At 40.2% G+C, this 508-nt stretch carries 1 protein-coding gene; it reads right to left on the bottom strand.

The annotated features are described in order from the left end of the window. Positions 1–252, bottom strand: a 252-nt coding sequence (locus tag ACS8FC_RS21160) for a thiamine pyrophosphate-binding protein (RefSeq protein ID WP_439298225.1), incomplete at its 3' end; no start/stop codon positions are given. Positions 253–508: the final 256 nt, after the last annotated feature.

The following is a 508-nucleotide window of genomic DNA, read 5'->3' as shown; positions in this document are numbered from 1 at the left end:
CGCATGGCCAACACCTACTGCTGAGTGCAAATTAACAAAAGCGGCATTGCCAGTCGCCTGAGCATAACCATCCGCCATAGCCACCACAGATGACTCTTGTAAGGCTAATATATACTCAAAATCCTCAGGAAAGTTATTCAAAAAATTAAGCTCAGTAGAGCCCGGATTACCAAATACTTTGGTCATATTAAGTTCACGCAACAAACGAAACGTCACTTGCTGTACCGTATTTGTATCATCGTTATGAGACATAAAAGACATCCTTGTCACTGAATATGGATTACTGAGGTTTGATTGCTCAAATTATGAAGTTACTACCCGCCCAATTGCCAGTATCATTAGACTTTACAGGCCTCACTGGCTTCTATCGTTTTTTGATAAACAGTTGCAGAGTCCAAGCCTTGCGCTGCAAGATCTTTTAGATACTTTTGTGTCCCTTCTTCTAAAGGCTTTTTCCATTCAGGGTTATTTAATGGATTTGGAATATCTATAATGGAATCTCCCTTAG

The sequence above is a fragment of the Psychrobacter sp. 1Y4 genome (genome assembly GCF_051847555.1).
This window is presented reverse-complemented; position numbering and strand designations above follow the sequence as displayed.